20 protein-coding genes and 1 riboswitch are annotated in these 22,207 nt (G+C 71.5%); of the genes, 16 read left to right on the forward strand and 4 right to left on the reverse strand.

Features of this window, described 5'->3' with window-relative positions; all coding sequences use genetic code 11:
• Positions 1-265 precede the first annotated feature (265 nt).
• The 4 genes from ctaC to ACSNOH_RS08080 all read left to right on the forward strand — a co-directional run bounded on the left by ctaC (position 266) and on the right by ACSNOH_RS08080 (position 4,751).
• Positions 266-1,237 carry an aa3-type cytochrome oxidase subunit II gene (gene ctaC, locus ACSNOH_RS08065; RefSeq protein ID WP_436720525.1) on the forward strand — a complete coding sequence of 324 codons (972 nt, stop codon included), beginning with the start codon at positions 266-268 and terminating at the stop codon, positions 1,235-1,237.
• The gene (ctaD, locus tag ACSNOH_RS08070) at positions 1,234-2,961 is read left to right on the forward strand and encodes an aa3-type cytochrome oxidase subunit I (RefSeq protein ID WP_436720526.1); all 1,728 of its coding nucleotides are present in this window, start codon (positions 1,234-1,236) and stop codon (positions 2,959-2,961) included. The genes ctaC and ctaD overlap by 4 nt, the downstream gene beginning before the upstream one ends.
• Positions 2,958-3,356, forward strand: a complete 399-nt coding sequence (locus ACSNOH_RS08075) for a cytochrome c oxidase subunit 4 (RefSeq protein ID WP_436720527.1) — start codon at positions 2,958-2,960, stop codon at positions 3,354-3,356. The genes ctaD and ACSNOH_RS08075 overlap by 4 nt, the downstream gene beginning before the upstream one ends.
• Positions 3,357-3,503: 147 nt before the next feature.
• A complete protein-coding gene (locus ACSNOH_RS08080) occupies positions 3,504-4,751 on the forward strand; it encodes an Ig-like domain-containing protein (RefSeq protein ID WP_436720528.1) in 1,248 nt (415 codons plus the stop codon).
• A 10-nt stretch (positions 4,752-4,761) separates the two neighbouring features.
• Here ACSNOH_RS08080 and ACSNOH_RS08085 read toward each other — a convergent pair whose 3' ends face one another.
• Positions 4,762-5,163, reverse strand: coding sequence for a hypothetical protein (locus ACSNOH_RS08085; RefSeq protein WP_436720529.1), 402 nt, complete (start codon positions 5,161-5,163; stop codon positions 4,762-4,764).
• 237 nt (positions 5,164-5,400) lie between these two features.
• Between ACSNOH_RS08085 and ctaE the strand changes: the two genes are divergently transcribed.
• The 6 genes from ctaE to ACSNOH_RS08115 all read left to right on the forward strand — a co-directional run bounded on the left by ctaE (position 5,401) and on the right by ACSNOH_RS08115 (position 12,552).
• Positions 5,401-6,021, forward strand: coding sequence for an aa3-type cytochrome oxidase subunit III (ctaE, locus tag ACSNOH_RS08090; protein WP_436720530.1), 621 nt, complete (start codon positions 5,401-5,403; stop codon positions 6,019-6,021).
• A 67-nt stretch (positions 6,022-6,088) separates the two neighbouring features.
• On the forward strand, positions 6,089-6,898 hold the full coding sequence (qcrC, locus tag ACSNOH_RS08095) for a cytochrome bc1 complex diheme cytochrome c subunit (protein WP_436720531.1): 810 nt from the start codon (positions 6,089-6,091) through the stop codon (positions 6,896-6,898).
• Positions 6,895-7,950, forward strand: a complete 1,056-nt coding sequence (qcrA, locus tag ACSNOH_RS08100) for a cytochrome bc1 complex Rieske iron-sulfur subunit (RefSeq protein ID WP_436720532.1) — start codon at positions 6,895-6,897, stop codon at positions 7,948-7,950. Before qcrC ends, qcrA begins: the two co-directional genes overlap by 4 nt.
• A complete protein-coding gene (qcrB, locus tag ACSNOH_RS08105) occupies positions 7,947-9,590 on the forward strand; it encodes a cytochrome bc1 complex cytochrome b subunit (protein WP_436720533.1) in 1,644 nt (547 codons plus the stop codon). The genes qcrA and qcrB overlap by 4 nt, the downstream gene beginning before the upstream one ends.
• 165 nt (positions 9,591-9,755) lie before the next feature.
• Positions 9,756-10,820, forward strand: coding sequence for an anthranilate phosphoribosyltransferase (gene trpD / locus ACSNOH_RS08110; RefSeq protein ID WP_436720534.1), 1,065 nt, complete (start codon positions 9,756-9,758; stop codon positions 10,818-10,820).
• Positions 10,821-10,927: 107 nt separating this feature from the next.
• A riboswitch (SAM riboswitch) is annotated at positions 10,928-11,044 on the forward strand.
• 149 nt (positions 11,045-11,193) lie between these two features.
• Positions 11,194-12,552 carry an aminotransferase class V-fold PLP-dependent enzyme gene (locus ACSNOH_RS08115; RefSeq protein ID WP_436720535.1) on the forward strand — a complete coding sequence of 453 codons (1,359 nt, stop codon included), beginning with the start codon at positions 11,194-11,196 and terminating at the stop codon, positions 12,550-12,552.
• A 229-nt stretch (positions 12,553-12,781) separates the two neighbouring features.
• On the opposite strand, the gene ACSNOH_RS08120 is transcribed toward ACSNOH_RS08115, so the two are convergent.
• Entirely contained in the window at positions 12,782-13,063 is a 282-nt protein-coding gene (locus tag ACSNOH_RS08120) for an Lrp/AsnC family transcriptional regulator (RefSeq protein ID WP_030364653.1), read from the reverse strand.
• Complete coding sequence (locus ACSNOH_RS08125; protein WP_436720536.1) at positions 13,060-13,770, reverse strand: rhomboid family intramembrane serine protease; 711 nt, start codon at positions 13,768-13,770, stop codon at positions 13,060-13,062. Before ACSNOH_RS08125 ends, ACSNOH_RS08120 begins: the two co-directional genes overlap by 4 nt.
• Positions 13,771-13,922: 152 nt before the next feature.
• Between ACSNOH_RS08125 and ACSNOH_RS08130 the strand changes: the two genes are divergently transcribed.
• From ACSNOH_RS08130 to ACSNOH_RS08150, 5 genes are all read left to right on the forward strand, one after another.
• Positions 13,923-14,162, forward strand: coding sequence for a hypothetical protein (locus tag ACSNOH_RS08130; RefSeq protein ID WP_436720554.1), 240 nt, complete (start codon positions 13,923-13,925; stop codon positions 14,160-14,162).
• Between the two features lie 19 nt (positions 14,163-14,181).
• Positions 14,182-15,561: an NYN domain-containing protein gene (locus ACSNOH_RS08135; protein ID WP_436720537.1), complete on the forward strand. Its 1,380-nt coding sequence runs from the start codon at positions 14,182-14,184 to the stop codon at positions 15,559-15,561.
• Between the two features lie 239 nt (positions 15,562-15,800).
• Positions 15,801-16,868, forward strand: a complete 1,068-nt coding sequence (locus ACSNOH_RS08140; protein WP_436720538.1) for an NlpC/P60 family protein — start codon at positions 15,801-15,803, stop codon at positions 16,866-16,868.
• A gap of 243 nt (positions 16,869-17,111) precedes the next feature.
• Positions 17,112-18,182 carry an NlpC/P60 family protein gene (locus ACSNOH_RS08145; protein ID WP_436720539.1) on the forward strand — a complete coding sequence of 357 codons (1,071 nt, stop codon included), beginning with the start codon at positions 17,112-17,114 and terminating at the stop codon, positions 18,180-18,182.
• 50 nt (positions 18,183-18,232) lie between these two features.
• Positions 18,233-19,546 (forward strand): hypothetical protein, encoded by a 1,314-nt coding sequence (locus ACSNOH_RS08150; protein ID WP_436720540.1) that lies wholly within the window; start codon positions 18,233-18,235, stop codon positions 19,544-19,546.
• 114 nt (positions 19,547-19,660) lie between these two features.
• Here the strand turns inward: ACSNOH_RS08150 and ACSNOH_RS08155 are convergent, their stop codons facing one another.
• Positions 19,661-20,908: a glycosyltransferase 87 family protein gene (locus ACSNOH_RS08155; RefSeq protein ID WP_436720541.1), complete on the reverse strand. Its 1,248-nt coding sequence runs from the start codon at positions 20,906-20,908 to the stop codon at positions 19,661-19,663.
• Between the two features lie 145 nt (positions 20,909-21,053).
• Here ACSNOH_RS08155 and ACSNOH_RS08160 point away from each other — a divergent pair, with 145 nt between their 5' ends.
• On the forward strand, positions 21,054-22,196 hold the full coding sequence (locus tag ACSNOH_RS08160) for a glycosyltransferase family 4 protein (protein WP_436720542.1): 1,143 nt from the start codon (positions 21,054-21,056) through the stop codon (positions 22,194-22,196).
• Positions 22,197-22,207 lie beyond the last annotated feature (11 nt).

Raw genomic sequence — 22,207 nt, forward strand, 5'->3', positions numbered from 1 at the left:
GCGTCGGCCCAAGGACGCTCAGGGCGTACCTCCCGACCTGCGGCGCAGCCGTCTGACGGTCCCCCAGACGGCGGCCGGACCCGTCGATTCCATCCCTTCGGGGAGTGACGCGGCGCGTTGGGCACCCTCCCCGCGCGGCCCCAAATAGCGTCCAGTAGGGTTTGGTCCGCATAAACATCCAAACCCCTGCCCGCAGCGGGCCGGCGACCGACCAGCGAGACGGCCGCAGCCGGCCGCACGGGCGAGACTCTCGGGAAGGCGCTACGTGAGTCCCAACGGCTCCGACCGCTCGTCGCGGCGCCCGGTGCGGCGGAAGCTGCTGCAGGCGCTGGCCGCGGGCGCTGTCCTGGCGACCGCCTCCGGTTGCACATATAAGGACTTCCCCCGCCTCGGAATGCCCACTCCCGTCACGGAAGAGGCGCCGCGGATCCTCTCCCTGTGGCAGGGCTCCTGGGCCGCCGCCCTCGTGGTCGGTGTCCTGGTGTGGGGCCTGATCATCTGGAGCGTCATCTTCCACCGGCGCAGCCGGACGAAGGTGGAGGTGCCCCAGCAGACCCGGTACAACATGCCGATCGAGGCGCTCTACACGGCGGTCCCGATCATCATCGTGTCGGTGCTCTTCTACTTCACCGCGCGTGACGAGAACAAGCTGCTGACCAACCCGGACAAGCCCAAGCACGTCATCAACGTGGTGGGCTTCCAGTGGAGCTGGGCCTTCAACTACATGGAGGACGTCGACGGCAACGCCGCGACCCCGGCGAAGCCGCTCCGGGAGAACAAGGAGCTCGACGCGATCCCGGACCGGTTCCTGACCAAGGCACCGAAGGGCGCGGAGGGTGTCTACGACATCGGCATCCCCGGCACGCGCAACGAGCAGACCGGCAACCCCGGCCCCACGCTGTGGCTGCCCAAGGGTGAGACGGTCGAGTTCGTGCTCACTTCGCGGGACGTCATCCACTCCTTCTGGGTGGTGCCGTTCCTGATGAAGCAGGACGTCATCCCGGGGCACACCAACAGCTTCACGGTGACCCCCAACAAGGAGGGCACCTTCCTGGGCAAGTGCGCCGAGCTCTGCGGCCAGGACCACTCCCGGATGCTCTTCAACGTCAAGGTCGTCTCTCCTGAGCGTTACAAGCAGCACCTGAAGGAGCTGGCCGCCAAGGGCCAGACCGGCTACCAGCCGGCGGGCATCGCGCAGACGGATCACGCGAAGAACGCGGAGACCAAGAACAAGTGAGCATCCTCAACGAACCCCAGGGTGCCGCCGCCGCGACAGCCACGGCAGCACCGCCAGTCCGCCAGAAGCAGCCCGGTATCAACGCGGTCAAGTGGCTCACCACCACCGACCACAAGACCATCGGCACGCTCTACCTGGTCACGTCGTTCGCGTTCTTCTGCATCGGCGGTCTGATGGCGCTGCTGATGCGCGCCGAACTCGCCCGTCCCGGCACGCAGATCATGTCGAACGAGCAGTTCAACCAGGCGTTCACGATGCACGGCACGATCATGCTGCTGATGTTCGCGACGCCGCTGTTCGCCGGTTTCGCGAACTGGATCATGCCGCTGCAGATCGGCGCGCCCGACGTGGCGTTCCCGCGGCTGAACATGTTCGCCTACTGGCTCTACCTCTTCGGCTCGCTCATCGCCGTGGCCGGCTTCCTCACCCCGCAGGGTGCGGCCGACTTCGGCTGGTTCGCCTACTCCCCGCTGTCGGACGCCGTCCGCTCGCCGGGCGTCGGCGCCGACATGTGGATCATGGGTCTGGCCTTCTCCGGCTTCGGCACGATCCTCGGTTCGGTCAACTTCATCACCACGATCATCTGCATGCGCGCGCCCGGCATGACGATGTTCCGCATGCCGATCTTCACCTGGAACGTGCTGCTGACCGGTGTGCTGGTCCTGCTGGCCTTCCCGGTGCTGGCGGCCGCGCTGTTCGCCCTGGAGGCGGACCGCAAGTTCGGGGCCCACGTCTTCGACGCGGCCAACGGCGGTGCCCTGCTGTGGCAGCACCTCTTCTGGTTCTTCGGCCACCCCGAGGTGTACATCATCGCGCTGCCGTTCTTCGGCATCATCTCCGAGGTCATCCCGGTCTTCTCCCGCAAGCCGATGTTCGGTTACTGGGGTCTGATCGCGGCCACGATCTCGATCGCGGGTCTGTCGGTGACCGTGTGGGCGCACCACATGTACGTCACCGGTGGCGTGCTGCTGCCGTTCTTCTCCTTCATGACCTTCCTGATCGCGGTCCCGACCGGTGTGAAGTTCTTCAACTGGATCGGCACCATGTGGAAGGGCTCGCTGTCCTTCGAGACCCCGATGCTGTGGGCCGTCGGCTTCCTGATCACCTTCACCTTCGGTGGTCTGACCGGCGTCATCCTGGCCTCGCCGCCGATGGACTTCCACGTCTCCGACTCGTACTTCGTGGTCGCGCACTTCCACTACGTCATCTTCGGCACCGTGGTGTTCGCGATGTTCTCCGGCTTCCACTTCTGGTGGCCGAAGTTCACGGGCAAGATGCTGGACGAGAAGCTCGGCAAGATCACCTTCTGGACGCTGTTCGTGGGCTTCCACGGCACGTTCCTGGTGCAGCACTGGCTCGGCGCCGAGGGCATGCCCCGCCGCTACGCCGACTACCTGGCCGCCGACGGCTTCACCACGCTGAACACCATCTCGACCATCAGCTCCTTCCTGCTGGGCCTGTCGATCCTGCCGTTCATGTACAACGTCTGGAAGACCGCCAAGTACGGCAAGAAGGTCGAGGTCGACGACCCGTGGGGCTACGGCCGCTCGCTGGAGTGGGCCACGTCCTGCCCGCCGCCGCGGCACAACTTCCTCACGCTGCCGCGCATCCGCTCCGAATCCCCGGCGTTCGACCTGCACCACCCGGAGATCGCGGCCCTGGAGCTCGAAGAGAACCTCGCGGCTGAGAAGGCCCTCGCGGGTGGCAAGGAGGCCGGCAAGTGAAGATCCAGGGCAAGATGTTCATCTGGCTCTCCGTCTTCATCCTCGCCATGGCGTGCGTCTATGGCGTGTGGTCGAAGGAGCCGGCCGGCACGACGGCGCTCTTCCTGGCCTTCGGCCTGTGCATCATGGTCGGCTACTACCTGGCGTTCACCGCGCGCCGGGTGGACACCGGTGCCGGTGACAACAAGGAGGCGGACGTCGCCGACGACGCCGGCGAGCTGGGCTTCTTCGCCCCGCACAGCTGGCAGCCGCTCTCCCTGGCGGTCGGTGGCGCCCTCGCCTTCATGAGCATTTGCTTCGGCTGGTGGCTGATGTACTTCTCGGCCCCGATCATCATGGTCGGTCTCTTCGGCTGGGTGTTCGAGTTCTACCGCGGCGAGAACCAGAACCAGTAACGGCCCGCAGCAGGCCGTACGTACGGGCCCCGCACACCTCACCGGTGTGCGGGGCCCGGCGCGTGTCCGGGGCCGCCCGGGCGCACAACCACCCGTTTGCAGTCACCCGGCAGGCCGTATCCCCCGGACGTCCCTACGGTGTTGAGCATGACCCAGTCACCTCGACACCGCTTGGCGCTCTGCGGCGCCGTGCTGCTGACCGCGCTGGCGGTGGGGGTCACCGCCTGCGGCGGCTCGTCCAACCCGCTGGCCGACAAGCCCTACGACGCCAGTGGCCAGGTGGAGATCGCCGGCGCACGCGACGGGCAGAAGGCGGACCCCAGCAAGCCGCTGGAGGTGACGGCCAGGGGCGACGACCGGATCACCGACGTCACCGCCACGGACGCCGCCGGCCGCTACGTCAAGGGCGAGCTCTCCGCCGACGGCTCCCGCTGGCACAGCACCGGCGCCCTGGCCGCCGGCGCCCACTACACCGTCCGCGTCACCACCGAGGACGAGAACGGCGCCCAGGGGCGCCGCACGATCGGCTTCGACACCAACCCGGCGGACCGCCTCCTGCGCGTCAGCTTCGGCCCGCAGAGCGGCACCTACGGGGTGGGACAGCCCATCACCGCCGAGCTGAGCACCCCCGTCCAGGACCCGGCCGCCCGCGCCGTCGTCGAACGCACGCTCAGGGTCGAGTCGCAGCCCACCGTCGAGGGCGCCTGGCACTGGGTGGACAACCGCACCCTGCACTACCGGCCCAAGGAGTACTGGCCGGCCAACGCAACCGTCGAGGTGCACGCGACCCTCGACGGGATCAAGGTCGGCGGAGGCCTCTACGGAGGGCCCTCCAAGCCTGTCCGGATCACCACCGGCGACCGCATCGAGGCCGTCACCGACGCCGGCGCCCACAGCATGACCGTGCTGCGCAACGGCAAGGAGATCCGCTCCATCCCGGTGACCACCGGCAAACCCGGCTACGCCACCCGCAACGGGGTCAAGGTGATCCTGGGCCGGGAATCCTTCGTACGCATGCGCGGCACCAGCATCGGCATCGCCGAGGGCAGCGCGGACTCCTACGACCTGCCCGTCTACTGGGCCACCCGGGTCACCTGGAGCGGCGAGTACGTGCACGCCGCCCCCTGGTCCGAGGGCTCCCAGGGCTGGGAGAACGTCAGCCACGGCTGCACGGGCATGAGCACCGCCAACGCCAAGTGGTTCTTCGACACCGTCCACGTCGGCGACATCGTCAAGGTCGTGGGCAGCGCGGGCGCCACCATGACGCCCTTCGACAACGGCTTCGGCGACTGGAACATGGACTGGGACGAATGGCGCAAGGGCAGTGCACTCGTCGGGGGCAAGAAGCAGGGGAGCGGCCCCGCCGACGCCGCCCGCCTGCGCCCCGAGCTCTAGCGGCCGCCCCTCAGGCGTCCACGGCCTTCCGGCTGCGCAGCAGGCCCGCCAGCGCCTCGGCGAACACGCCCGGGTCCAGCGGATGCGTCACGGCCGCGTCCGCCCGGCTCCAGGTGGCCAGCCAGGCGTCCTGCGGGCGGCCCATCAGCAGCAGCACGGGCGGGCAGCGGAACACCTCGTCCTTCAGCTGCCGGCACACCCCCATGCCGCCCGCGGGCGCCGTCTCGCCGTCCAGCACGCACACGTCCACGTGGTGCTCCTCCAGGGCCGTGAGCACGCCCGGGAGCGTCGCGCACTCCACGTACACGACCGGCGGCACGTCGGCGGCGGGCCTGCGTCCGGCGGCCAGCCGGACCTGCTCGCGGGTGTCCGCGTTGTCGCTGTAGACCAGCACGGTGGCCGTCGGCTGCATCGTTCCTCCAGGCTTGTGTTCGGCACAGCTGTGGATCTGACGTGGAGCTGATCGATGGCCGGACTCTACTCCGCGAACACCCTTCCGGAGGAGGGCCCGTCAGGGCCGCCGGGCACCCCGGAACGTCCGGTTCCCCCCTTTGGGGGACCCCCGCACTGGGCCGTACGAGCAGCGCACATGCTCTTGACACACCGAACGGCACCCCCCGGAGTGAGCACGAGATAAGCGACCGACATAATGTCGGTCGTGGCGACTGCAACAGCAACAGATACCGGGCACGCACACCCGTCGGTCAATCGACCGAACCTCACCAGCGTCGGAACCATCATCTGGTTGAGTTCCGAGCTGATGTTCTTCGCGGCCCTCTTCGCGATGTACTTCACCCTGCGATCGGTGAGCGGCACCGAGTTCTGGTCGGAAAAGGCGTCCGCGCTGAACCTTCCGTTCTCGGCGACGAACACCACGATCCTGGTGCTCTCCTCCCTCACCTGCCAGCTCGGCGTCTTCGCCGCCGAGCGCGGCGACGTGAAGAAGCTGCGCACGTGGTTCGTGATCACCTTCGTGATGGGTGCCATCTTCATCGGCGGCCAGGTCTTCGAGTACACCGACCTCGTGAAGAAGGACGGGCTCTCGCTCTCCTCCGACCCGTACGGCTCGGTGTTCTACCTGACGACCGGCTTCCACGGCCTGCACGTGACGGGCGGTCTGATCGCCTTCCTGCTGGTTCTGGGCAGGACGTACGCGGCCAAGAGGTTCACCCACCACCAGGCGACGGCGGCCATCGTCGTGTCCTACTACTGGCACTTCGTCGACGTGGTGTGGATCGGCCTCTTCGCCACGATCTACTTGATCAAGTAATCGGTCCCGTCCCGCACCGGACCAACAGTCCAGATCGACGCAGAAGATCCTGACACCGGGGTAATCCGTGAAAAAGCTCTCCGCACGACGACGCCATCCGCTGGCGGCGGTCGTCGTCCTACTCTTCGCGCTGGCGGTCACTGGGGGGCTGTACGCCGCGTTCGCGCCGGCGGACACGGCCAAGGCCGATGAAACCGCCCAGTCCCTCGCCATCGAGGAGGGCAAGAAGCTCTATTCCGTGGGCTGCGCAAGCTGCCACGGCACCGGCGGTCAGGGCACCACCGACGGCCCGAGCCTCGTCGGCGTGGGCGCCGCGGCCGTCGACTTCCAGGTCGCCACCGGCCGCATGCCGCTCCAGCAGCAGGGTGCCCAGGCCCCCCGCAAGAAGGCGATCTACTCGCAGGCCGAGATCGACCAGCTCGCCGCGTACATCGCCTCGCTGGGCGCCGGCCCCTCGGTCCCGACCAAGGATCAGTACAGCCCGGACGGCGCGGACATCGCCAAGGGCGGGGAGCTCTTCCGCACCAACTGCGCCCAGTGCCACAACTTCACCGGTAAGGGCGGCGCGCTCTCCAACGGCAAGTTCGCCCCCACGCTTGAGGACGTCAACCCCAAGCACATCTACGAGGCCATGCAGACCGGCCCGCAGAACATGCCTTCCTTCCCCGACACGACGATGTCGGAGAAGAACAAGAAGGACATCATCGCGTACCTCGACACGGTCAACAGCAGCAAGTCGGAGAGCCCGGGCGGCCTGGAGCTGGGCGGGCTCGGCCCGGTCAGCGAGGGTCTGTTCGCCTGGATCTTCGGCCTGGGCGCGCTGATCGCAGTAGCCATCTGGGTCGCGGCCCACACCGCTAAGGCCAAGAAGTCATGAGTAGCCAAGACATTCCAGAAGAGAACCTGCCGAGCACGCAGGACGCGCACGGCGGTGCCGTGACGAAGACGGCCGGCGACCCGTTCGCCGACCCCGGCCTGCCGCCGCACGAGCCCCGCATCCAGGACATCGACGAGCGGGCCGCCAAGCGCTCCGAGCGCGTGGTCGCCTTCCTGTTCCTGCTCTCGATGCTGGCCACCGTCGGCTTCATCGCCTCCTACGTGAGCGTGCCGGTCGACAAGAACATCTACGTGTTCCCGATCGGCCACATCAGCGCCCTGAACTTCTCGCTGGGGCTCACCCTGGCGGTGGCGCTGTTCTGCATCGGCGCGGGCGCGGTCCACTGGGCCCGCACCCTGATGTCCGACGTGGAGGTCGCCGACGAGCGCCACGCCATCTCCGCCGAGCCCGACGTCAAGGCCAAGGTCCTGGCGGACTTCAAGCAGGGCGCGGAGGAGTCGGCCTTCGGCCGCCGCAAGCTGATCCGCAACACCATGTTCGGTGCGCTGGCCCTGGTGCCGCTCTCCGGCGTGATGCTGCTGCGCGACCTCGGACCGCTGCCGGGCACCAAGCTCCGCAAGACCGCCTGGTCCGAGGGCAAGATGCTGATCAACCAGAACACGCTGCAGCCGCTGCGTCCCGAGGACATCCAGGTCGGCTCCCTCACCTTCGCCATGCCCGAGGGCATGAAGGAGGAGGACCACGACTTCCAGAAGGAGATCGCCAAGGCAGCCCTGATGATCGTCCGGCTCCGCCCGGAGAACATCAAGGACAAGCGCGAGCTCGACTGGTCGGCCGACGGCATCGTCGCGTTCTCCAAGATCTGCACCCACGTCGGCTGCCCGATCAGCCTCTACGAGCAGCAGACGCACCACGTGCTGTGCCCCTGCCACCAGTCCACCTTCGACCTTTCCGACGGCGGACGCGTGATCTTCGGCCCGGCCGGCCACGCCCTTCCGCAGCTGCGGATCAAGGTCAACGACAAGGGCTACCTTGAGGCCATGGGCGACTTCGCCGAGCCCGTCGGTCCTGCCTACTGGGAGCGCGGATGAGCACTACGACCACCAACCAGCCCGGTGCGCCGGGCCGCCGCAAGGCGCCCGCAGGCGAGCGGGTAGCCGACTGGGCCGACGGCCGCCTCGGGATCTACTCCCTGGCCAAGGCCAACATGCGGAAGATCTTCCCGGACCACTGGTCCTTCATGCTGGGCGAGGTCTGCCTCTACAGCTTCGTCATCATCATCCTCACGGGTGTGTACCTGACGCTGTTCTTCCACCCCAGCATGGAAGAGGTCGTCTACCACGGTCCGTACGTCCCGATGCAGGGCATGCGGATGTCGGAGGCCTTCGCCTCCACCCTGAACATCAGCTTCGACGTGCGCGGCGGTCTGCTCATCCGGCAGATCCACCACTGGGCTGCCCTGATCTTCCTCGCGGGCATGTTCGTGCACATGATGCGCGTGTTCTTCACCGGCGCGTTCCGCAAGCCGCGTGAGGTCAACTGGCTGTTCGGCTTCCTGCTGTTCGTCCTCGGCATGTTCACCGGCTTCACCGGTTACTCGCTCCCGGACGACCTGCTCTCCGGCACCGGTGTCCGCTTCATGGAGGGCGCGATCCTGTCCGTGCCGATCGTCGGCACGTACATCTCGATGTTCCTCTTCGGCGGCGAGTTCCCCGGCTCGGACTTCGTGCCGCGGTTCTTCTCCATCCACGTCCTGCTGCTGCCGGGCATCATGCTCGGCCTGCTCGTGGCCCACCTGATCCTCGTGATCTACCACAAGCACACGCAGTTCCCCGGCCCGGGCCGGACCAACAAGAACGTCGTCGGCCTCCCGCTGATGCCGGTCTACATGGCCAAGGCCGGTGGCTTCTTCTTCCTGGTCTTCGGCATCATCGCGGCCATCGCGGCGATCGCCTCGATCAACCCGATCTGGGCCATCGGCCCGTACCGCCCGGACCAGGTGTCCACCGGCGCCCAGCCCGACTGGTACATGGGCTTCGCCGAGGGTCTGATCCGTGTCATGCCGGGCTGGGAGATCAACCTGTGGGGCCACACGCTCGTCCTGGGCGTGTTCATCCCGCTGGTCATCTTCCCGCTGGTGCTCGGTGCGATCGCCGTCTGGCCGTTCATCGAGTCCTGGGTCACCGGTGACAAGCGCGAGCACCACCTGCTGGACCGCCCGCGCAACGCCCCGACGCGCACCGCCTTCGGTGCCGCCTGGATCGCCGCGTACTTCGTGATGCTGGTCGGTGGTGGAAACGACCTGTGGGCCACCCACTTCCACCTGTCGATCAACGCCATCACCTGGTTCGTCCGCATCGGCTTCTTCGTGATCCCGGTCCTGACGTTCATCGCCACCCGCCGGATCTGCATGGGCCTGCAGCGCCGCGACCGCGACAAGGTGCTGCACGGGCGCGAGTCCGGCATCATCAAGCGGCTGCCGCACGGTGAGTTCGTCGAGGTCCACGAGCCGCTCTCGCAGGAGCAGCTGCACACCCTCACGGCGCACGAGCAGCCCAGGCCGCTCGAGCTGGAGCCGGAGTACGACGAGAACGGCGTGGCCCGCAAGGCCGGCGCCGGCCAGCGCCTGCGGGTGAAGCTCTCCAAGGGCTTCTACGGCGAGGGGACCCAGATCCCCAAGGCCACCCGCGAGGAGTACGAGGAGATCACGAGCGGCCACGGCCACCACTGATCTCCGGATCACCCGCTGATCCACCCTGATCGCTGATCGCCACAGCGAGAGCCCCGTCCAGGCCCTGGACGGGGCTCTTCGCTGTCCTGCGGGGTGGATAGGCTGGGCGGGCAGGGCCCCCGGGAGGACCCCGGCCCTCCGGACCGACCACCAGGAGCGTGGACCATGAACGTTGTGACCCCGGCAGGCGGCGACAGCGCGGTGGCCCCCTCCTGGCCGGGTCTGCTGGACGCCCTCCTCACCGGCCGCGACCTCACCGCCGACGACACCGCCTGGGCCATGGACCGGATCATGCGCGGCGAGGCCACCGACGCGCAGATCGCGGGCTTCCTGGTCTCCCTGCGCGCCAAGGGCGAGACGGTCGCCGAGATCTCCGGCCTGGTGCGCGCGATGTACGAGCACGCCCGGCTGATCGAGGTGCCGGGCCCGAGCGTGGACATCGTCGGCACCGGCGGCGACGGCGCCAAGACCGTCAACATCTCCACCATGTCCTCGATCGTCGTGGCCGGCACCGGCGCGAAGGTCGTCAAGCACGGCAACCGCGCGGCGTCCTCCGCCAGCGGGGCCTCGGACGTCCTGGAGAAGCTGGGCGTCAACCTCGACCTCACCCCGCGGCGGGTCGTGGAGGTGGCCGAGGAGGCCGGGATCACCTTCTGCTTCGCCGTGAAGTTCCACCCCTCGCTGCGGCACGTGGCCGCGGCGCGGCGCGAGCTGGGCATCCGGACCACCTTCAACGTGCTGGGCCCGCTCACCAACCCCGCCAAGGTGCGGGCGCAGGCGACCGGCGTCGCCGACCCGCGGATGGCGCCGATCCTCGCCGGGGTGCTCGCCGAGCGCGGCTCCTCGGCGCTGGTCTTCCGCGGCGACGACGGCCTGGACGAGCTCACCACGACCGCGACCTCCCGGGTGTGGGTGGTCTCCGGCGGCACGGTCCGCGAGGAGGCCTTCGACCCGCGGGACGTGGGCATCGGCCTGGTGCCCGTGGAGGCGCTGCGGGGGGCCGACGCGTCGTACAACGCGGACGTGGCGCGGCGGGTGCTGGCCGGCGAGACCGGTCCCGTACGGGACGCGGTGCTCCTCAACTCCGCGGCGGCGCTGGTGGCGTTGGCGCCCACGGAGGCGCCGCTGACGGAGCAGATCGCCGCGGGCCTGGAGCGGGCCGCCGAGTCCGTCGACTCGGGTGCGGCGCGGCGGGCGCTCGAACGCTGGGTCGCGGCCAGCAACGCGTGAGGTCGTAACGCCTGAGGTCGTAACGCCTGAGGCCGTGCGGGAAGGGGGCGTCCGTGATGCGGACGCCCTTTTCGCACGGCGATCAGCTGTGCCATACTCCTGGCCAAGGTCACGAGTGACAGCGACACGGCCCCGGCCCGCTGTCCGGCAACCCTCCTTCCGTGGCGGGGTGCCCCGGGTGATGACCAGGTCGCAGGCAGCGAGGTCTGCGGCAAGCGCGGATCCCTCGCCAGGGATCCTGGTTGCCGAGGGAGTTCCTTCCGTGGTTCAGCGAATGCGATAGGGCTCGAAGAGCCCCTTTTCCGCATACCTTCCTTCCCCTTCCCGCGCCGTCGCGCGGTGGAATTCGCCTGCCTTCTTACGGGAGTTCGCCATGTCCGTCCCCACCCTTGCCACCGACCGCCCCGTTTGCACCCCTCTGCCGGTTCTGGGGTGTGATGTCCGCGTCCCGCTGGTCACCGGGGGAGAGGTGACCTACGCGGCCCTGGACTACGCGGCCAGCGCGCCCGCCCTGCAGCGCGTCTGGGACGACGTGGCGGCGTACGCGCCCTACTACGGCAGCGTGCACCGCGGCGCGGGATACCTCTCGCAGCTGTCGACCGAGCTGTTCGAGAACAGCCGGGCGGACGTCGCGGAGTTCCTCGGCTGCCGGGACGACGACCAGGTCGTCTTCACCCGCTCGACCACCGACTCCCTCAACCTGCTCGCCGCCGTACTGCCCGCCGGCACCCGCGTGTTCGTCTTCGAGACCGAGCACCACGCGGCACTGCTGCCCTGGGAGCGGCGCGCGGACGTCGCCGTGACCTACCTGGCCGCCCCGCGCACCCCGGCGCAGGCGGTCGAGACGCTGGAGCGGGCGCTTGCGGCCCGCGAGCCCTACGGGACGGCGCTCGTGTGCGTGACCGGCGCGTCCAACGTGACCGGCGAACTGTGGCCCGTGCGGGAGCTGGCGGCCGCGGCGCACGCCCACGGCGCGCGGATCGTGGTCGACGCGGCCCAGCTCGTGCCCCACCAGCGGGTGGACATCGCCGAGCTGGACACGGACTGGGTCGCCTTCTCCGGGCACAAGCTGTACGCCCCCTTCGGCGCGGGCGTGCTCGCCGGGCGCGCCGACTGGCTCCGGGACGCCGAGCCCTACCTGGCGGGCGGCGGCGCGAGCCGGCGCGTCGCCCGGGGCGCCGCCGGCGAGGTGGAGGTCGACTGGCACGAGGGCGTCGCCCGGCACGAGGCCGGCTCGCCCAACGTCATCGGCGCCTACGCCATCGCCTCCGCCTGCAAGGCGCTCACCGAGGCGGGCTTCGACCGGCTCGCCGAGCGGGAGCGGGAGCTCATCGCCCGGGTGCGGGAGGGGCTCGCGGCGGTGCCGGGGGTGCGGGTGCTGTCGCTGTTCGGGCCGGACGCCCCGAGCGTGGGCGTGCTCTCGTTCACCGTCGACGGCTGGAACAGCTCGCACTTCGCGGCGGCGCTCTCCGCGGAGTACGGGATCGGCGTCCGGGACGGCCTCTTCTGCGCGCATCCGCTGGTGCGGACGCTGGTGGGCGGTGCGTCCTCGGCGGACGGCGGGTGCGGCTCCGACGAGGGGGCGCCCCTCAACGCGATCCGGGTCAGCTTCGGTGCGGGCACGCCCGACGAGCACGTCGAGCGCTTCGTGACGGCGGTCGGTGAGCTCGTCCGCGACGGAGCGAAGTGGTCCTACCGGACGGAGGGTGGGCGGTGTGTGCCGGTCGCCTGACGGCGGGCCGCGCCGGTCCGGCACCGCCGGTCACGATCGCTGTGGCTGATCGCCGCTGCGGCGGGGGTGATTCCCCTGACCCGCCCCTTCCCGAAACGGGGGGGCAAGCCCCCCGGCCCCCCGCAGGGGGAAACGGCGAAAGGGTGGGACCGGGGCCTTCTCCTCCGCCGCAGCGGCGGGCAACCCCCACCGGGCTGACCGGCGGTGCCGGACAAACCCTGGCCCCGGCCTACGCTTCGAGGCCGATGGCGAACGCCGCCTCCAGGTCGTGCTGCGAATACGTGCGGAACGCAATGTGCGTCTCCGTCGACGCAACCCCCGGCACCTTGCTGATGCGCCCGGGGATGACGTCGGCCAGATCGTCGTGGCGGGCCACCCGGACCATGGCGATCAGGTCGTGCGCCCCGGTGACCGAGTACACCTCGCTCACGCCCTCGATCGCCGCGATCTGCTCGGCGATCTCGGGGATCCGGTCGACGTCGGTCTTGATCAGGACGATCGAAGTGATCACGGCGGGCTCCTATCGGGGGTCGGGGGGCAGCCCCGCTTCACTCTAGTCGTACGCCCGTACCTCGCCCACGCGTACAGGAAGCCGAGGGCGAAGCCCACGACGTGGGCGAGGTAGGCGACGCCGGGCCGGTCGCCCGCCGAGCGGGCGGCGGCCCACTGCAGGGCGAACCAGAAGAGCAGCACGGCCCAGGCCGGGAAGCGCAGCGGCAGGAAGAAGAGGAACGGGAAGAGACTGGTGACGCGGGCCCGGGGGAAGAGGTAGAGGAAGGCCCCGAGCACGCCGGAGATCGCCCCGGAGGCGCCGACGAGCGTCCGGTCGGAGCCGGCGTGCACGACGGCGTAGCCGAGCAGTGCCAGCACCCCGGCGGCGAGGTAGAAGAGGGCGAAGGCCCCCCGGCCCATGCGGTCCTCGGCCATCGCGCCGAAGACGTAGAGGAAGAGCATGTTCCCGAGCAGATGCAGCCAGTTGCCGTGCACGAAGAGCGCGGTGAGCGGGGTGATCAGCTCCGCCGCGGGCCCGTTCCAGAGCTCCTCCGGCACCACGCCCCACCGCTCGAAGTAGGCGGCCTGCGCGGCCAGGAGGCCGCTGCCGCTGCCGCCGGTCAGCGGGGCCGTGAGCCCCGACGCGGGGCCGAGCGCGAACACCACCGAGCAGGCGCCGATGAGGCCGTAGGTGACGAGGGGAGCCTTGCCCGCCTTTCCGAACATGACCAGATCATGACGTACGGGCAGCAAAGCCCACAGAGTGCCTCGCCGGGCCGCCGAAGCGGGCCCGCGCTCCGCGCCGCATGACCATCAGGCCGTAGGGTTACGGGAAGCACACCCGCAGTTCGATGGACTTGACGAGGACGGACGACACGATGGGCGTTCCCCAGCCGACAGCCGGGACCCGGTGGCGCTGCGCGCTGTGCGGCAATCTCACCCGGTTCGATGTGACGCGTACGACCAAAGCCGTGGAATTCGTGCACCTCGATCTCGCCGGCGAGCCGCGCGTGGAGGAACGCGAGGTGGTCAGTGAGACCATCGAGTCCGTGCGTTGCCGCTGGTGCAACGCGGTCGACCAGGTCGAGCTGGTGGACCGGCCGGGCGCGAAGGCCTGAAGAACGGGAGCGGTGAGCGGTGGTGGAGCACACGGGTGGCGCGGAGGCGGCCGGTGGGCCTGGTGACACCGGTGGGACCGACGGCGCTGCCGAGGTGCTCGACCGACCGTTGCCGGAGGGCGTGCGGCGCCGGGTCATCGGCCTGGTGGCGGAGGCGTTCGGCGGCCTGACCGTGGCCGAACTCCCGGCGGCGCTGCGGCAGTACTCCCGGTTCACGCCGAGCCGGCGGGCCAAGTTCGCGGGCAACGCGATGGCGGCGGCGGTGGAGAACGACCCCGCCTTCCGCCAGCGCGTCTCGGCCCGGCTGCGCGAGACGGGCTCGGAGCTCGCCGAGGCGCTGGACGCGGGTTCGCCGCCGGCGGCCGCCGACCCGGAGGACGTCGCGGCCATGGCCTACGTGCTGCGGCCCGCCGGCTGGGTCAAGCTCGTCACGGCGGCCGGCGAGGAGGCGCAGCGGGCGACCGCGGAGCGCGCCGGCGAGGAGGCCCAGCGCGAACTGCGGCGGCTGCGCGAGGAGCTGGCGGAGGCGCGGGCAGCGGCCCGCGCCGAGACCGAGCGGATCCGCGCCGAGCTGGAGGCCGTCCGCAGGGAGACGGACGCGCTGCAGCGCAAGCTGCGCAGCGCCCTGGCCGACGTGCGGCGCGGCGAGGCCGCGCTGCGCAAGGCGGAGACCGAGCTGGAGGCCGCGCGCGCGGCCGGCGCGGCCGAGAAGGCGGCGGCGCTGGGCGAGGCGCGGCGGCTGAAGACGCGGCTGTCGGAGGCCGAGGCCGCGCTGGAGGCCAGCCGCCGCGCGGTGCGCGAGGGCCGCAGCGTGGAGGACATGCGCCTGCGCCTCCTGCTCGACACCGTGTTGGACGCGGCCCAGGGGCTGCGGCGCGAGCTGGCGCTGCCGCCCGTCTCCGTCCACCCGGCGGACACGGTCGACGCCGTGGAGCCCGGCCGGATGACGCCGAAGGACATCGCCACGCGCGCTCTGTCCGAGACCGACCCGGCCCTCCTGGACCAGCTGCTGGCGCTGCCTCAGGCCCATCTCGTGGTCGACGGCTACAACGTCACCAAGACCGGCTATCCGACGATGCCGCTGGACAAGCAGCGGCTCCGGCTGCTGGGCGGGCTCGCCATGCTGGCCGCGCAGACGGGCGCCGAGGTCACGTGCGTCTTCGACGGGGCCGAGCTGGCCGCGCCCGTCCTGCTCGCGCCGCCGCGCGGCGTGCGCGTGCTCTTCAGCAAGCCCGGGGTCACCGCCGACGAGCTGATCCGCCAGCTGGTGCGGGCCGAGCCGCCGGGCCGGCCGGTCGTGGTGGTCTCCACCGACCGCGAGGTCGCCGACGGCGTCGCGAAGGCGGGCGCCCGCCCGGTGGCATCGGCCCTGCTCCTCAAGCGACTTGCCCGTACCTGACGGTCACGCGCCGGTGTCCGACGGTCAAGCGGCCGTCACCGGATGTGTCATGTTGGTAAAGCTTCGCTTGGGGCGCGAGATTTTTCTGATGAGGATTTGAACGGATCACTCCGGTGTCACTAAGGTCGGGCCTCGAACCTTCGCCCGGTTGATCATCCAATAGGGGTGACGGTGAAGGTCCCGCCCGAACCGCCTACTTCGGCGTGGGGTGGCGGCCGAGGAAGAAGGAGCTCGTCTCCGTGGCGTCCCACCGTCGACCCAAGCAGCCGGGCCGCGCCCGGGTGACCGTCCTGACGGCGACCGCAGCCGCCGCCGTCGCCCTCACCTCGCAGGCCGCACACGCCGACCCGAAGGCCTCCAAGGCGGAGGTCAAGGAGAAGGTCGACAAGTACTACGAAGAGGCCGAGCAGGCCACGGAGAAGTACAACGGGGCCAAGGAGAAGCAGGACAAGCTCGACAAGCAGGTCACCGATCTCCAGGACAAGGTCGCCCGCGGCCAGGAGGAGATCAACAAGCTGCGCAACAGCCTCGGTTCGCTCGCCACCGCGCAGTACCGCAGCGGCGCCGTCGACCCCTCGCTGCAGCTGCTCCTCTCCTCCGACCCGGACGGCTACCTCGACAAGGCCTCGACGCTCAGCCAGGTGAGCGCCAAGCAGGCCGGCACCCTCAAGCAGATCTCCGAGAAGCAGCGCGTGCTCAAGCAGCAGCGCCAGGAGGCCTCCGGCAAGCTCAAGGACCTCGCGGAGACCCGCAAGGTGCTCGGCGAGCAGAAGGAGGCCGTCCAGGAGAAGCTCGCCGCCGCCAAGGAGCAGCTCAACACCCTCACCGCCGCCGAGCGCGCCGAGGTCATGGGGGAGAAGGAGAAGGCTGCCGAGGGCGGCGGCAAGGGCGGCGACGGCGCCCGCGCCGGCCGCGACAGCTCCCGCCCCGACCTCGGCAAGGACGTGCCCACCTCGGGCCGCGCCGCCGCGGCGCTCGCCGCCGCCCAGGGCAAGATCGGCGCCCCGTACGTGTGGGGCGCGACCGGGCCGGGCTCCTTCGACTGCTCCGGGCTGACCGGCTGGGCCTACGCCCAGGCCGGCGTCACCCTCCCGCGGATCTCCCAGGACCAGGCCAACGCCGGCACCCGCATCTACGACCAGAGCCAGCTCAAGCCCGGCGACCTGGTGCTCTTCTACGGCGACCTGCACCACATCGGCCTCTACGCGGGCAACGGCATGACCCTGCACGCCCCCAAGCCGGGCGCCAACGTGCGCTACGAGTCGATGGGCAACATGCCCTTCCAGTTCGGCGTCCGCATAGGCTGACGGACCGGCCCGCCACTGGGCCGAACGGCTGACCGCGCCGCCCGTTCGGGCGAAACGCGGGGGCCCGCGCTGACTCCACGCCCCGCCGGTGACCTGCGTCTCCGGCGGGGCGTCCGCATTCCCGTCCCATTCCCACCCCCGGCGGTCTTTGAACGCGGGGTGAGCGCGCCGCTACTGTCTGGCGCTGCGGCGGCACGTCCCGACCGCGCCCGCAGCGCAGCAACGAAGGGAGTGCGGCAACCCGTGGCGTCCCACCGCCGTTCTTCGCAGTCCGGTCTCACCCAGACCGTCCGGGTCACCGTCCTGTCCGCCGCCGTGGCCACGGCGGCGGCCGCCATGGCACCCCCGGCCGGAGCGCGGCCGAGCGACACCGCCCCCGGCGACCGGTCGCGAGGCACCGTCAAGTCGCAGGTCGACCGGCTCTACGAACAGGCCGAACGGGCCACCGAGAAGTTCAACGAAGCGGGCGAGCGCGCCGGCGAGCTCCGCCGCAAGGTCGCCGAGGCCACCGACCGCGTGGCCCGCGGCCAGGAGCGCGTCAACCACATGCGCACCGCCCTCGGCATGCTCGCCGCCGCGCAGTACCGCAGCGGCGCCGTCGACCCCGCCCTCCAGCTGCTCCTCTCCTCCGACCCCGACGGCTACCTGGAGCGCGCCGCCACCCTCGACCGGGTCTCCGACCGCCAGGGCGAACAGCTCAAGGCCCTCCTGGGCGCCCAGCGGGCGCTCCGCCAGGAGCGCACCGAAGCCGCCCGGATGCTGGGCGAGCTGGAGGAGACCCGCAAGGCCGTCGAGCACCACAAGCGCGAGGTCGAGAGCAAGCTCGCCACGGCCCGCCGGCTGCTGAACGCCCTGCCCGAGGCCGACCGCCGGGCCTACGCGCGCGCCTCCCGCTCCGGCGGCGCCCGCACCCTGGACCACCCCGGCGGGGAGCCCGGCGGCGGGCCGCAGGACCTCACCGCCTTCTCCGGCCGCGGCGCCGCGGCCGCCATGGCCGCCCGCTCCGCCGTCGGCTCGCCCTACGCCTGGGGCGCGAACGGGCCCGGCGCCTTCGACTGCTCCGGGCTCATGCAGTGGGCGTACGGCCGGGCCGGGGTCGGCCTGCCGCGCACCTCCCAGGCCCAGCGCAACGCCGGGCGGCACGTCCCGCTGTCCGAGGCCCGCCCCGGCGACCTGGTCATCTACCGCGACGACGCCAGCCACGTGGGCATGTACGTGGGCAACGGACAGGTCGTGCACGCGCCCTACCCCGGCGCCCGCGTGCGCTACGACCCGGCCAACATGATGCCGATTTCCTCCGTGACCCGGCCGTGACCCGGCCCTGAACACACGCCGGGGGCCGCGCGGCTCGTACGATGCGGGACGTGACGGGCCGGTGGCGGAGGAGCGGACGCGGGAGCGCGCGGGCGGGCGGCGGCCGCGGGCCGGCCCGCCGCCGCGTGGTGTGCGCCCTGCTGGCCCTCCAGGCCGTCCTCGGCTGCCTGACCGGCTGCTCCGGCCTCACCGGCGGATCCGGCGCCCGGGACCGGGCCCTGCAGGGCGCCCTCGACCGGTGGGCCGCCGGCGTCCGCAACCGCGACGAGAGCGCCTTCCTGGCCGCCGTCGACCCGGACGCCGAGGGCTACCGCGCCGAGCAGCGCCGCGTCTTCGCCAACCTCGCCGCCGTGCCGCTCGCCTCCTGGGACTACCGGCTCCTGCGCACGGGCGGCTTCACCCCGGAGCGCGGCGACGGCGGCGGGCGGCGGGTCGCGGTCGACGCCGAGCTGCGGTACCGGCTGGCCGGCTACGACGGCGTCCCCGTCACGACCCGCACCCGGCTCACCCTCGTCGAACGGGGCGGGCAGTGGTACGTGGCCGCGGAGGCCGCCCAGCGGGGCGGCCGGCAGCTGTGGCAGCAGGGCCCCGTCACCGTCGTCCGCGGCGAGCGCAGCCTCGTCCTCGGCGTCGGCCAGGACCGCGAGCGGCTGCGCGCCCTCGCCGGCCTCGCCGACAAGGCCGTGCCCGCCGTGGGCGCCGCCTGGCACGCCGGGCCGCGCGAGTGGCCGGGGCGGGTCGTCGTCGAGATGCCGGCCTCGCTGGAGCGGATGGCCGCGCTCCTGGACTCGCCCGTCTCCAACTACCGGGGCATCGCCGCCGTCACCACCGGCGAGGCGGGCGGCACGGGCGCCGCCGCGCCGGCGGACCGCATCATCGTCAACCCCGAGGCGTACGGCGTCCTCGGCGAGTTCGGGCGGCGCATCGTCCTCACCCACGAGACCGCGCACGTCGCCACGCGCGCCAAGACGACGAAGGCCACGCCGCTGTGGCTGTCCGAGGGCTTCGCCGACTGGGCCGCCTACCGCGGCACGGGCCGCACCGCGCGCCAGGCCGCGCCCGAGCTCGCCCGCGCGGCCGCGGCGGGCCGGCTCCCCGGGGAGCTCCCCGGCGACCCCGACTTCGGCTTCGCCGGGGAGGCGGGGAAGCTCGCCCGCGCGTACGAGGAGGGGTGGCTGGCCTGCCGTCTGATCGCCGAGCGGTGGAGCGAGGAGAAACTCGTCGCGTTCTACCGCGCGGTGGGGGAGCACGGCCGCCGCGACGGCGCGGTCGAGGATGCGCTGCGCGCCGTCCTCGGCGTCTCACCGTCCGAGTTCACGGCCCGCTGGCGCGGCTTCATGGCGGAGCAGCTGCGGGCGGGTTGATCCGGTACGTCCGGCTTGAGCGGGGCCCGGCACCGCCGGACACCTCCGGTGGGGGTTGCGCGCCGTCGCGGCGGATTTTTCTTGCCTGCGGCAAGGTGCACGCCCGGCGGCGGATCAGCCGCCTCCGACCGGGACCGGTACCCGTTCCTGTTCCGAAGGGGGGTCGTCGGGGGCGTCCCGCGTCCCCGGTACGGACACCGTTTCGCGCCACAGCCGCGCGCACGCGATCCACGTCGCCACGACCAGCAACCCGTTCCGCAGGGTCAGCGTGGCCACGCCCAGCTTGTCGCTGGCGACGACGTGGGAGAACCAGATCGGGAACTCCAGCTGCGTCAGCGGCGCGGCCAGCAGCACGAGAGCGATCGGCAGCCGCTGCCGCGTCGTACCCATCGTCAGGCACACCGCCGCCAGCCCGAGCAGCCACACCACGTACTGCGGGCTGATCACCCGGCTGGTCGTGGTGAACAGCAGCACCGCCGCGAACGCCGCCTCGTACGGCGTGCACGCCGTGAACCGCCGCGCGCGCACGCGCCACAGCAGCAGCCAGGCGAACGCCAGCACGCTCAGCGCGAGCGCGAGCCGGCTCACGGTGTGGACGTACGGGCCGAGGAACTCGACAGAGCCGTAGTGCAGCCGCGCGTGCCCGTGCCAGCCGGCGTGCCGCCCCAGGTGGAAGACGAGCGAGCCCAGGGACTCCACCTCCGTGCCCCGGTCCCGCTGGAAGGTCAGGAAGGCCAGCGCCCCCGGCATCGCCGCGGCGAACAGCAGCCCGAGCACCGCGGCCGTCACCGCCGCCGCGCTCCACGCCGAGCGCGTGCGCGGCCCCCGCTCCGTGCCGACGAGCAGCAGCACCGGCCACACCTTCAGCAGCGCCCCGAAGGCCGTGAGGGCGCCGGAGAGCCGGGCCCGGCGGCCCGCCGCGAGCAGGGCGGCCACCGCGACGGCCGTGACCATCACGTCGTAGCGGGCGTAGACGATGGGGCCGAGCAGCGGGACGCCGGCCACCCACGCCCACACCCCGGCGGCCGGGCGCCGCCCGCCCCGCACCGCGTACAGCAGCAGCGCGTAGACCGCGGCGTCCGCGAGGAAGCACACGACGAAGAAGGCGGGGGCGTAGTCGAGGAACGGCAGCAGGCCGGGGGCGAGCACGGCGAGGGCGGCGGCCGGCGGGTACTGCCAGGTGACGTCGTCGTACGGGAAGGTGCCGGTGCGCAGCACCCCGTACCAGCCCTGGTAGATCACCTCGATGTCGACGGAGACGTCCGACCCGGGCATCACCCACATCCGCAGCACGCACATCAGCAGCACGGCCCGGGTGACGGCCCACACCGCGACCGAGAGCCGCAAACCCCTGCCCGCCATATCCACCTCGCCCTTCACGGTGACTACACGCCGTACACGCGCCGCTACTGCAAGGCATGATGCCGCCCCGGCGGGTCCATGTGCGGTGACGTGGCGGGACGGGCCCCCGACTGCCCCCGATCGCACCCGGTACTGTCGGACGGCGATGGACAAGACCCTCGTCGTCACCAACGACTTCCCGCCCCGCCCCGGCGGCATCCAGGCGTTCCTGCACAACATGGCGCTGCGCCTGGACCCGTCGGGCATCGTCGTCTACGCCTCCACCTGGAAGCGCGGCCAGGAGGGCGCGGAGGCCACCGCGCGCTTCGACGCCGAGCAGCCGTTCACGGTCGTCCGCGACCGCACCACCATGCTGCTGCCGACGCCCCGGATAACGCGGCGCGTCACCGGCCTGCTGCGCGAACACGGCTGCACCTCGGTGTGGTTCGGGGCCGCGGCCCCGCTCGGGCTCATGGCCCCGGCCCTGCGCAAGGCGGGCGCGCGCCGCCTGGTCGCAACGACGCACGGGCACGAGGCCGGCTGGGCGCAGCTGCCCGCGTCACGGCAACTGCTGCGGCGGATCGGCGAGGGCACCGACACCCTCACCTATCTGGGCGAGTACACCCGCTCGCGGATCGCCTCCGCGCTGACGGACGAGGCGGCGTCCCGCATGGTGCAACTGCCGCCGGGCGTGGACGAGAAGACCTTCCACCCGGGCTCCGGCGGCGACGAGGTCCGGGCCCGGCTCGGTCTCGCGGACCGGCCCGTGGTGGTGTGCGTCTCGCGGCTCGTGCCGCGCAAGGGCCAGGACACGCTGATCCTCGCCATGCCCCGGATCCTGGCGGCCGTACCCGACGCGGTGCTGCTCGTCGTCGGCGGCGGCCCGTACGAGGACGACCTGCGGAAGCTGGCCGAGGAGACGGGCGTCGCCCGCGCCGTGCGCTTCACGGGCGCCGTGCCGTGGGAGGAGCTGCCCGCGCACTACGGGGCGGGCGACGTCTTCGCCATGCCCTGCCGCACGCGCCGCGGCGGCCTCGACGTCGAAGGGCTCGGCATCGTCTACCTGGAGGCGTCGGCGACGGGCCTGCCGGTCGTCGCCGGCGACTCGGGCGGCGCGCCGGACGCGGTCCTGGAGGGCGAGACGGGCTATGTGGTGAAGGGCGGCTCGCCGGCCCAGGCCGCGGACCGCATCGTGACGCTGCTGCGCGACCCGGAGCTGCGCGCGCGCATGGGCGCGCGGGGCCGGCAGTGGGTGGAGGAGAAGTGGCGCTGGGACCTCCTGGCCGAGCGCCTGAAGGAACTGCTGTAGCCGCTGTACGG

Origin of the sequence: Streptomyces sp. URMC 127 (assembly GCF_051386535.1) — a bacterium.
GTDB lineage: Bacteria > Actinomycetota > Actinomycetes > Streptomycetales > Streptomycetaceae > Streptomyces.

Coding starts and splice junctions, on each gene's coding strand:
- ACSNOH_RS08080 (WP_436720528.1), top strand. CDS start 3,504: ATGACCCAGTCACCTCGACACCGCTTGGCGCTCTGCGGCGCCGTGCTG.
- ACSNOH_RS08085 (WP_436720529.1), bottom strand. CDS start 5,163: ATGCAGCCGACGGCCACCGTGCTGGTCTACAGCGACAACGCGGACACC.
- ctaE (WP_436720530.1), top strand. CDS start 5,401: ATGTCGGTCGTGGCGACTGCAACAGCAACAGATACCGGGCACGCACAC.
- qcrA (WP_436720532.1), top strand. CDS start 6,895: ATGAGTAGCCAAGACATTCCAGAAGAGAACCTGCCGAGCACGCAGGAC.
- qcrB (WP_436720533.1), top strand. CDS start 7,947: ATGAGCACTACGACCACCAACCAGCCCGGTGCGCCGGGCCGCCGCAAG.
- trpD (WP_436720534.1), top strand. CDS start 9,756: ATGAACGTTGTGACCCCGGCAGGCGGCGACAGCGCGGTGGCCCCCTCC.
- ACSNOH_RS08115 (WP_436720535.1), top strand. CDS start 11,194: ATGTCCGTCCCCACCCTTGCCACCGACCGCCCCGTTTGCACCCCTCTG.
- ACSNOH_RS08125 (WP_436720536.1), bottom strand. CDS start 13,770: ATGTTCGGAAAGGCGGGCAAGGCTCCCCTCGTCACCTACGGCCTCATC.
- ACSNOH_RS08130 (WP_436720554.1), top strand. CDS start 13,923: ATGGGCGTTCCCCAGCCGACAGCCGGGACCCGGTGGCGCTGCGCGCTG.
- ACSNOH_RS08155 (WP_436720541.1), bottom strand. CDS start 20,908: ATGGCGGGCAGGGGTTTGCGGCTCTCGGTCGCGGTGTGGGCCGTCACC.
- ACSNOH_RS08160 (WP_436720542.1), top strand. CDS start 21,054: ATGGACAAGACCCTCGTCGTCACCAACGACTTCCCGCCCCGCCCCGGC.